At 45.2% G+C, this 9219-nt stretch carries 9 protein-coding genes; 4 read left to right on the forward strand and 5 right to left on the reverse strand.

From position 1 onward, the window contains the following. Positions 1–474: 474 nt before the first annotated feature. Positions 475–1011 (reverse strand): L,D-transpeptidase family protein, encoded by a 537-nt coding sequence (locus tag ABFQ95_05710; protein MEN8237020.1) that lies wholly within the window; start codon positions 1009–1011, stop codon positions 475–477. 145 nt (positions 1012–1156) lie between these two features. Between ABFQ95_05710 and dapD the strand changes: the two genes are divergently transcribed. Together dapD and dapE are read left to right on the forward strand one after the other, a co-directional pair. Further along, the gene (dapD, locus tag ABFQ95_05715; protein ID MEN8237021.1) at positions 1157–2008 is read left to right on the forward strand and encodes a 2,3,4,5-tetrahydropyridine-2,6-dicarboxylate N-succinyltransferase; all 852 of its coding nucleotides are present in this window, start codon (positions 1157–1159) and stop codon (positions 2006–2008) included. After that, positions 2005–3138 (forward strand): succinyl-diaminopimelate desuccinylase, encoded by a 1134-nt coding sequence (gene dapE, locus ABFQ95_05720; GenBank protein ID MEN8237022.1) that lies wholly within the window; start codon positions 2005–2007, stop codon positions 3136–3138. The genes dapD and dapE overlap by 4 nt, the downstream gene beginning before the upstream one ends. Here the strand turns inward: dapE and ABFQ95_05725 are convergent. From ABFQ95_05725 to ABFQ95_05735, 3 genes are read right to left on the reverse strand one after another with little or no spacing between them, the layout of a single operon-like run. After that, positions 3118–4461, reverse strand: a complete 1344-nt coding sequence (locus ABFQ95_05725) for an amino acid permease (protein MEN8237023.1) — start codon at positions 4459–4461, stop codon at positions 3118–3120. The two genes, dapE and ABFQ95_05725, sit on opposite strands and share 21 nt — an antisense overlap. Further along, positions 4458–5801, reverse strand: coding sequence for an amino acid permease (locus ABFQ95_05730; GenBank protein ID MEN8237024.1), 1344 nt, complete (start codon positions 5799–5801; stop codon positions 4458–4460). The genes ABFQ95_05725 and ABFQ95_05730 overlap by 4 nt, the downstream gene beginning before the upstream one ends. Positions 5802–5804: 3 nt before the next feature. Next, entirely contained in the window at positions 5805–7001 is a 1197-nt protein-coding gene (locus ABFQ95_05735; GenBank protein ID MEN8237025.1) for a multidrug effflux MFS transporter, read from the reverse strand. Between the two features lie 104 nt (positions 7002–7105). Here ABFQ95_05735 and fabD point away from each other — a divergent pair, with 104 nt between their 5' ends. Both fabD and fabG read left to right on the forward strand, forming a co-directional pair. Next, a complete protein-coding gene (fabD, locus tag ABFQ95_05740; GenBank protein ID MEN8237026.1) occupies positions 7106–8047 on the forward strand; it encodes an ACP S-malonyltransferase in 942 nt (313 codons plus the stop codon). Position 8048: 1 nt separating this feature from the next. Further along, positions 8049–8786, forward strand: coding sequence for a 3-oxoacyl-[acyl-carrier-protein] reductase (gene fabG / locus ABFQ95_05745; protein MEN8237027.1), 738 nt, complete (start codon positions 8049–8051; stop codon positions 8784–8786). Between the two features lie 126 nt (positions 8787–8912). Here fabG and ABFQ95_05750 read toward each other — a convergent pair. Then, positions 8913–9219, reverse strand: a 307-nt coding sequence (locus ABFQ95_05750; GenBank protein ID MEN8237028.1) for a hypothetical protein, incomplete at its 5' end; no start/stop codon positions are given.

Genomic DNA, 9219 nt, shown 5'->3' on the forward strand with positions numbered 1-9219 from the left:
TGCAATACTACGTGCTTTTTGTAGACTGAAAACGGCCGGTATCCCTTTGTAGATAAGGATTTAAGCAATATATGATGACTATTTCATGAGGTAGCCCTGCACACAGTAGCGCTTTTGGTGGTAAATAGGGACGAGATATAGTATGTTGGCGTTAGCCATCGGTTGATCTCCTAGTGGTTAGATCGATCATGGTTAGTGGCGCTGTGGGTGGTCTCAAGCACCCGTTGCGTCACGACTTAGGGACAGGCTAGCGTAAATTTCTTGATGAAGCAACAGTAAATTTAATTTAATTTCTATGTAATTTGTTGGGGTATGTTATGCCACCTATGCATAAATGTACTCGCGAGAAATACAAATCTCTGTTTCTTGATACGCTCGCAGTACTCACTTTACCCAAGTAAACTGTGAGCTAGTAGCTATCATTAAGCTAGAGGTTTGCATTTCTCGCAAGGATTTTTTCCAGACTCAGATTAATTACGCTCGAATCTCAACGGTAATACCAGTACGGACGTATTTCCAGATTTCCTCAATCTCTTTGTTGGTCACAGCAATGCAGCCGTGTGTCCAATTATATCGAATATGCTCAGCGCCCAAGTGTTGCAATGTCGGATATAGGCCGTGGATACAAATATCTCCACCTGGAGAAACCTTGTTTTTCCTTGCTTGTTTTTTATCTTGGGCATTGGGATAGGAAAGGTGCAAAGATAAATGGCTCGTACTTTTGGGATTTTTATAATCAACTTTATAAGTTCCCTCTGGCGTTCTGCCATCACCCTGTTGTCGTTTATGACCTACTGGATTAAAACCTAAAGCTATTTTGTAGGTTTTGAGAACTTTTTTTCCTTGCAACAAACAAAGTTGCCGTTCTTTTTTCTGAACAAGAATTTTTGTCGCTTGTGGTATGGAAGATTTTGATTTAGCGTTAGATGTAGAGCTTATAACCAATAATGGAACACATAATAATCCAATAATTATATTTTTATTGCAAAATATTTTATATTTAAAAATCATCTGAAATAACCCTAAAAATCGACAACAATAACTTAAATATATATGTAATAATCTACATAACATACGGCAACAGCTAGGGGGAAAAATATTTGACAGCAAGGCTATTGAGATGCAATGCTGTGCTTTTGGAAGGAGTCCCCTTAACATGACAATTGCTGTTGCAAACACCCAACTCACAACAGAAAACCTTGAGACAATCATTGAGCGCAGCTGGAACACCCCAAATGAGAACTCTGCTATCCTTCGATCTGCGGTAGATGAGGTGATTGCAGGCCTTGACTCAGGACGCTTGCGTATAGCAGAGAGCAAAGATGGCCAATGGCACGTTAATACCTGGCTCAAACAAGCAGTGCTGCTGTCATTTCGCCTCAATGATAATCAGAAAATTGCAGCCACGTCCCCTGCCTACGATAAAGTCCCTTTGAAATTTTCCAGCTGGTCTGAGTCTGATTTTGCAAGCTCGCGCATTCGCGCTGTGCCAGGGAGCTTTGTACGACAAGGTGCTTATGTGGCCCCTGATGTGGTACTGATGCCGAGTTTTGTCAACATTGGTGCCTATGTTGGACAAGGAACTCTGATTGATACCTGGGTCACTGTTGGCTCATGTGCTCAGGTTGGTAAACATTGCCATATATCTGGAGGAGTAGGAATTGGTGGCGTGTTGGAGCCACTACAAGCTAATCCGGTCATTATCGAGGATAACTGCTTTATCGGCGCACGCAGCGAAGTCGTTGAAGGTGTAATTGTTGAGCGCGGCAGTGTTATCGGCATGGGCGTCTTTTTAGGAGCTTCTACCCCAATTATCAACCGAACTACCGGTGAGATAACCTATGGCCGTATTCCACCTTACTCGGTTGTCATTGCTGGCACAAAGCCTGCTATCAAACCACTACCTGACGGTTCGCCTAGTCCGTCTCTTGCTTGCGCTGTAATTGTCAAGCAAGTGGATGCAGGAACCCGCTCTAAAACCGCAATCAACGACCTCTTACGCCCATGAAAATTGATCCAGTTAAATTGACGCAACAGCTAATTGCATGCCCCAGTGTCACCCCAAAAGAAGGCGGAGCCCTGACTTTGCTTGAAGGTGTGCTTAAGAATTTGGGATTTTTATGTCACCGGCTACCGTTTGGTGAAGGATCAGATCGCGTTGACAATCTTTATGCTCGCTGGGGTAGAGAAAAACCCAACCTATGTTTTGCTGGACACACGGATGTGGTCCCATCTGGAGACAAAAGTGGTTGGAAGTACCCACCCTTTAGTGCCACCATTGATCAAGGTATTCTCTACGGTCGTGGTGCAGTGGATATGAAAACCGCCATTGTCTGTTTTATTGCAGCGTTTAGTGAAACTGCGCAAGAAATTCCTGGATCCATTAGCCTGCTGATCACTGGCGATGAAGAGGGATTGGGCACCCATGGTACTATAAAAGTTATGGAGTGGCTGCAAGCCAAAGGAGAAATCCTCGACGCGTGCCTTGTTGGTGAACCTACCAGCCAGAATACCGTTGGTGATATGCTCAAAATTGGCCGCCGGGGCAGCCTGACAGGTTGCATTACGGTCAAAGGAACTCAAGGCCATGTGGCCTATCCACATCTGGCTGATAATCCAATTCCCAAACTATTGGCGTTTTTAAGCGCTATTAACGAAAAAGTGCTTGATACAGGTACTGCTGATTTTTCTGCATCTAATTTAGAAATTACAAGCGTAGATGTGGGTAATTCAACAACAAATGTTATTCCGTCTCAGGTGACTGCCTGCTTTAGCATTAGATTTAATACTGAACAAAGTGGTGCAAAGCTTACTCATTGGCTACAGCAGATGGCGACAGTTCATGCAAGAGACTTTGATCTAGAAATACGTGTCAGTGGCGAACCTTTCCTGGTCGAGCACACTTCTAGGATTGCTCAATGTACAGCTACAGCCATCAAAACGGTTACAGGCAAAGATCCTGAGTTTAGCACCAGCGGCGGCACTTCTGATGCTCGTTTTATTCATAAACTTTGCCCGGTTGTTGAATGCGGTCTGTTGAACAAAACTGCACACCATGTGGATGAGCGTGTACCACTAGCAGATATTGAAACATTGATGAGAATTTACGTTGAGGTGTTACGCAGGTACTTTGCGTGACTCTCTGCTCTGTTTCCGTTTCAGCCAAACATAAACCGGAAACCCAGCAAAAATGAACAACATCCCCAAGTACACCTGCTTTTGGCCAACTCCTACCACAATGGCCACAGTGAAAATAAAACCCAGCGCTGTAACGGCAATTGTACGTACAAATTGTACTCGAGAAACAGGTTCTGTTGCGGTTAACAAATACAACAATTCAGCTGCACACGAATATAAATAGGGCAGCATTTGTACGAAAGTTGTAAATAAGATGATTGTGGTAAATTGCTCAACCAAGCTGGCTTGGTAGTTCATCGCCAGCATGACCATAATCAAGCAACTTGACAGCACTAAACCCCACGCAGGGGTACCATTTTTGGTCTCTTTAGCAAAAATGGGAGGAAATAAACCATCTCGAGCAGCTGCCAAGGGCACCTGACCTTGCAGTAATACCCAGCCATTTAGAGTCAAAAATGCAGCCATAGCTGCACTGAATGATAAAATTGGCACTGCCCAATCACCAAAAACAATGCGGCCTGCGTCAGCAAAAGGGGCATTCGATTGTGCTAGATCATGCGGTGGTATCAAACCTAACATTACTACCATCACCCAAGTATAAATACCGGCAGACGCCAGTGTCCCAAGCACTGTGGCGCGCGGGATAGTTTTTTCTGGATTGATTACGTCTTCAGCTGGGACAGTTGCTGACTCAATCCCCAAAAACGCAAATAAGGTCAATGCAAGAGTAGAACCTAATGCGGTTAGGGTTGGCTGACCACTGGGATTCAAAGGTGTAAAGTGACCGAAATCAATATAGAAAACTCCAAAAATTCCAATTGCAACCAGCGGTAAAACTTTGACAATGGTTGCAAACACCTGAAATGATCCTGCCAGTTTTAGGCTGAAAGCATTTAACAGTGTAAATACCCAAATGGAACCAGCAGCCACCGTAAAACCAAGGGTCATATCCTGCCCCAAGACAGGCCAAAACGTTGTCAAGTAACTAACAAACGCAGTCGCAACAGCTGCATTGCCAGCCCAAAGCCCGACCCAATAACTCCACGCCATTTGAAAACCTACAAAATCTCCAAATGCCTCGTGCGCATAGGCATAAGGACCACCAATTTTAGGAATTCGCTTGGCAAGTCTTGCAAAAACTAACGCTACACAGATGGCTCCCACCGTTGTCAGCCCCCACCCCACCAGGCCGAGGCTTCCGTATAATCCCAAAGAGGCAGGTAACAACAAAATGCCCGATCCGACGATATTTCCTACGACCAAAGATGTTGCGCGCCATAAACCAAAACTAGGTTTATGCTGCACAGATACGCTTGTCGTCATTGCCTTGGGCTTCCTTTTTGCAAAAGATCAGTGCGCTTCATCCACACGTAACATGGAAAACCAGCAAAAACAAAGATCATGCCGTAATAAACCGCCTGTTGCCCAGCACCAGCAACAATAACTACAGTGTAGAGGAAGGCCAGTAGCGCAACCAATATTGAACGCGCCAGTCGCCATCCGGAAAGCTGTGCCGCTCCGGTGCACAAGAAATACAACTCGGCTGCACTGGAATAGAGATAAGGCAATAAAACCGCAAAAGTAGTAAAAGTCACAATCGCAGTAAATTGGTCAACCAAAGTAGCCTGGTAATTTAAGATCAACATTCCAGTCATTAACAAACTGGAAATAATTAGCCCCACGGCTGGTGCACCGCTTTTTGTCACCTTACGGAAACAAGCTGGAAAAATTTTATCCTGGGCTGCTGCTAAGGGAATTTGCCCCTGCAGCAGAATCCAACCATTTAAAGTGACAAAGGCCGATGCTGCGGCACTGGCAGCTATAATGGGCACTGACCAATTACCAAAGATTACTCGACTGGCATCAGCAAAGGGAGCTGCTGAAACCGAAAGTTCTGCCGGAGGAATCAGACCTAAAATCACTGTCATGGTCCAGATATAAATAACCGCTGCAATCAACGTTCCAAGCACTGTCGCTCGCGGTATGTTTTTTTCCGGTTCAATTACGTCTTCAGCTGGTATGGTTGCTGACTCAATGCCTAAAAAGGAAAACAGAGTCAGAGCTGCTGCTGAACCAAGGGCGGTTATCCAAGGCACGCCTGAAGGATTGATAGGCACAAAATTCTCAAGGTTGAAGTAGAAAACCCCAAACAATCCAACCGCTGCAAGCGGCACCACCTTCACAACCACAGCAAAAACTTGCAATATGCCGGCTGTTCGCACGCCCATGGTATTGACAAAGGTAAATAGCCAAACCGAACCACCAGAAACTACAAAAGCGAGAAACATATCTTCAGCCAAGATAGGCCAAAAGCTTGTAAGGTAACTCACAAAAGCAGTTGCAATGGCTGCATTGCTGGCCCAAGTTCCAACCCAATAACTCCAGGCCATTTGAAAGCCAATAAATTCTCCAAATGCTTCCCTAGAATATGCGTATGGCCCACCAATTATTGGATACTGGCGCGAAAGTCGCGCAAAAACCAGCGCTAAGGCAATGGAACCAACGGTTGTCAACATCCACCCTAGCAAACCCAGGGTTCCATAAACACCCAATGAAGCCGGTAGCATAAGGACTCCAGCCCCTACGATATTGCCAACTACCAAAGACGTCGCCCGCCACAAGCCTAGACTAGGCTGATTGGAGTGAATATTATTCTGACTCATGTATTATCCCTTTAATGCCTTCAATTCATAAACTTGCAACCATCGATGCAACCAAAAAGCCAGTAAGGTTAAACTCAAAATTCCAAGACCAGCTGGCATCATTGTCCCATCATGAAACAAACCAAGCAACGTAACCACAAAAACGGGCACCAGCGATTCGATGCTACACAAAACCGCCGAAGCCGCCCCTTTAATCTCTGAAAAAATATCCATAGCACATGTGGCTGCATTTGCAAAAACACAACCCATCCCAAAACAAAAAGGCAGCAGGCTTAAGCACATAACGTGACTTGAAGTTGGTGACAACCAAACCGCACTCAAAAACAAAATAGCTCCAAATAGAGTTAAAGAAAGGGCGCGTGATAGCAAATAATTTACCCCCCATTGCTCCACCACACGGCTATTGAAGTAAGCACCACCGGCATATACCCCCACAAGCAAGGATTGGTAATAGCCAAATTGCTTAACGCCGACCCCAAGAGCTTCAAAGACATAAGGAACTGTTGCCAAATACGCCCACAGTCCTGCATAAACCAACCCGGAAATAAGACTATAGCCAACAAAAGCTGGATTAAGCACAACTTGGCGATAATCCGCGATAACATCAGCAAAAGACCAACTCCTGCGCTTTTCTGTGCTCAAAGTTTCAGGCATACTCAGTCGCATCCAGAACCATAATATTGCTCCGGCAACGGCAATCAAGAAAAAATTCTGCCGCCAGCCTAGATAAAAGGTCACATACCCACCAATAATAGGCGCCATTGCTGGTGCAAGTGCAATCGCCATATGTATAAATGACATGATTTTCGAAAAACGAGAATGATCAAACAAATCACGAATCACTGCAATGCCAAGGATATAAGGAGCAGCAATACCAACGCCTTGAATAAGACGTGCAACACTAAAAAAACTGGCACTGGTTGCTAAATAACACAAAAGGCTTCCGAAAATGAAAATCAGAATGCCAGTCAACAAAACTTGCTGCCGGCCAAGCCGGTCTGAAAGCGGTCCATAAACGGGAAAAGCCAAACAACAGCCCAACAGCCCCATCCCTATAGATACAGAAATAGTCGCAACACCCACCTGGAATTCTGCTACCAACAATGGTAAACTCGGCACATAGATGTTGTTGGCCATCTCACCCATAATTAGGGCGAAAATCAGCAAAATAACAATAAAACTGTGTTTAGCTCCAAACATACTCGAATCAGTTGATAATACACACTGAATGAATATGAGGGCTTGACATCTCAAGCGCAAGAGTTTTCAGTGTTGGAGTAAATTATTTTTGGAGAAAATATCACATGTATGCATTTGTTTTTCCGGGACAAGGCTCGCAAAAAGTTGGCGTGGGCTCGCTGCTGTATCAAGCGTTTCCCTGTGCTAAAGACGTATTTGATGAGGTAGATGAGGCCCTTAAGCAAAATCTCAGCCAGATAATTTTTTCAGGATCTGAGTCAGATCTAAAGCAAACACAAAACACTCAGCCTGCACTAATGGCTGTAAGTATGGCGGTGTTACGTGTACTCGAGGTAGAAGGCAGGCTTGATTTAAAACAAATGTCACACTGTGTCGCTGGACACTCGTTGGGCGAGTATTCAGCGCTTACAGCAGCCCGCGTCCTCTCGCTTGCAAATACTGCAAAATTATTAAGGATTAGGGGCAACGCCATGCGCTCAGCTGCGCCAGAAGGTACCGGAGCAATGGCGGCAATTTTGGGTCTTGAGACAGATGTGGTAGCAGATATCACCAAAAAAGCGCAGCAGGAACTGGGAAACGAAGTCTGCGTTATTGCCAATGATAACTCACCTGGACAAATCGTAATCAGCGGCCACAAAGCAGCTGTTGAACGGGCTATGGAATTAGCTAAATCAAGGGGGTGCAAGCGCGCTCTATTGTTGCCCGTCAGTGGTCCGTTTCACTCACCGCTGATGCAACCAGCCGCCGACGTGATGCAAGACGCACTGGAGCAAGTCGAGTTTGCAAAACCCTTAGTGTCAGTTGTGTGTAACGTAACTGCAAAAACAGAGACTGAACCTGCGCGCCTAAAAGAAAATCTTGTCACACAAATAACCGGACAAGTGCGTTGGCGCGAGAGCATACAGAACCTGGATGTCCAACATATCATTGAACTAGGAGCAGGCAAAGTCTTGACAGGGCTGAATAAGCGTATTAATCCTAACTTAACAGTTTTGTCTATTGAAACCCCTACAGACATTGAAATTTTTTTAAAGGAAGCCGCATAATATGTTTGATTTACATGGAAAAAATGCTCTTGTTACAGGCGCCTCTGGCGCCATTGGTGCTTCTATTGCCAGATTCTTGCACGGCCAGGGTGCACACGTTACTCTTTCGGGCCGTCGCCAAGAAGTCTTGGATCAGTTGAAATCCGAGCTAGGTGACAATTGTGAAACCCTGGTTTGTGACTTAGGTAACCCGGGAGACGTCAGCTCACTCATTGAAAAGGCAACAGAGTTAATGGGCTCAGTAGATATTCTTGTCAATAATGCCGGTCTGACCAAAGATGGCCTGATGATGCGTATGAAGGACGATGACTGGCAGGATGTTCTTAATGTAAATCTCGGTGCAGTTTTTAAGCTGTCCCGTGCTGCTATTAAAGGTATGATGAAAAGCCGATGGGGCCGCATCATCAACATCACGTCCGTTGTGGGAGTTTCTGGGAATCCAGGACAAGCCAATTACGCCGCATCCAAGGCCGGTATGATTGGCATGGCCAAGTCATTGGCTCAAGAAGTAGGCACACGCGGTATTACTGTTAACTGCATTGCCCCAGGGTTTATTACCTCACCCATGACCGATGTACTTAACGATGATCAAAAAGCCGGCATTATGAACAAGATCCCGGTTAAAAAAATTGGCAACCCTCAAGATATCGCCAGCGCAGCTGGTTTCCTTGCCAGCCAAGAGGCCAATTATATTACAGGGCAGACTCTGCATGTCAATGGTGGCATGGTGATGGTGTAGGATTTTTGTTTTAAACCCAAACATTAACGACTACAGAGGGTGTCCAAAAGCGCAATTTATGACCGGGGCGAGTATACCCAAGTAAACTGAGCGTTTCTCGCTATCATGAAACTAGAGGTTTTGATTTCACGAGAGTATATTTCTGTGAGTGCTGTTGAAGGCGGTGCCATCTTTAACAAATCCCTGTTCCAATTTTGGAACTGGAGCTTCATCTAATCGCCGGATGTTACCACGAAAAGGAGTGATGACAATTTCAGCACTAATGGTGTGAGAACACTTGCTATGAGGGCATTGGTGACAAGATCCATAACGAACGTACTCCAGCTGACCTTCAATAAAAACCCCATCCCTTTTTTTGAGGTGCAAGTCAATATACTCTCTGGCCATAAAGTCGGTAACTGTAACCGTGTGCCGCCGGCATCTGATGTAGGTA

The organism is Pseudomonadota bacterium (genome assembly GCA_039714795.1).
GTDB lineage: Bacteria > Pseudomonadota > Alphaproteobacteria > JAGOMX01 > JAGOMX01 > JBDLIP01.

What these genes read in the sequence shown, in the direction of transcription:
- dapD (MEN8237021.1), top strand. Translation starts at nt 1,157, where the DNA reads ATGACAATTGCTGTTGCAAACACCCAACTCACAACAGAAAACCTTGAG.
- ABFQ95_05735 (MEN8237025.1), bottom strand. Translation starts at nt 7,001, where the DNA reads ATGTTTGGAGCTAAACACAGTTTTATTGTTATTTTGCTGATTTTCGCC.
- fabD (MEN8237026.1), top strand. Translation starts at nt 7,106, where the DNA reads ATGTATGCATTTGTTTTTCCGGGACAAGGCTCGCAAAAAGTTGGCGTG.
- ABFQ95_05725 (MEN8237023.1), bottom strand. Translation starts at nt 4,461, where the DNA reads ATGACGACAAGCGTATCTGTGCAGCATAAACCTAGTTTTGGTTTATGG.
- dapE (MEN8237022.1), top strand. Translation starts at nt 2,005, where the DNA reads ATGAAAATTGATCCAGTTAAATTGACGCAACAGCTAATTGCATGCCCC.
- ABFQ95_05730 (MEN8237024.1), bottom strand. Translation starts at nt 5,801, where the DNA reads ATGAGTCAGAATAATATTCACTCCAATCAGCCTAGTCTAGGCTTGTGG.
- ABFQ95_05710 (MEN8237020.1), bottom strand. Translation starts at nt 1,011, where the DNA reads ATGATTTTTAAATATAAAATATTTTGCAATAAAAATATAATTATTGGA.
- fabG (MEN8237027.1), top strand. Translation starts at nt 8,049, where the DNA reads ATGTTTGATTTACATGGAAAAAATGCTCTTGTTACAGGCGCCTCTGGC.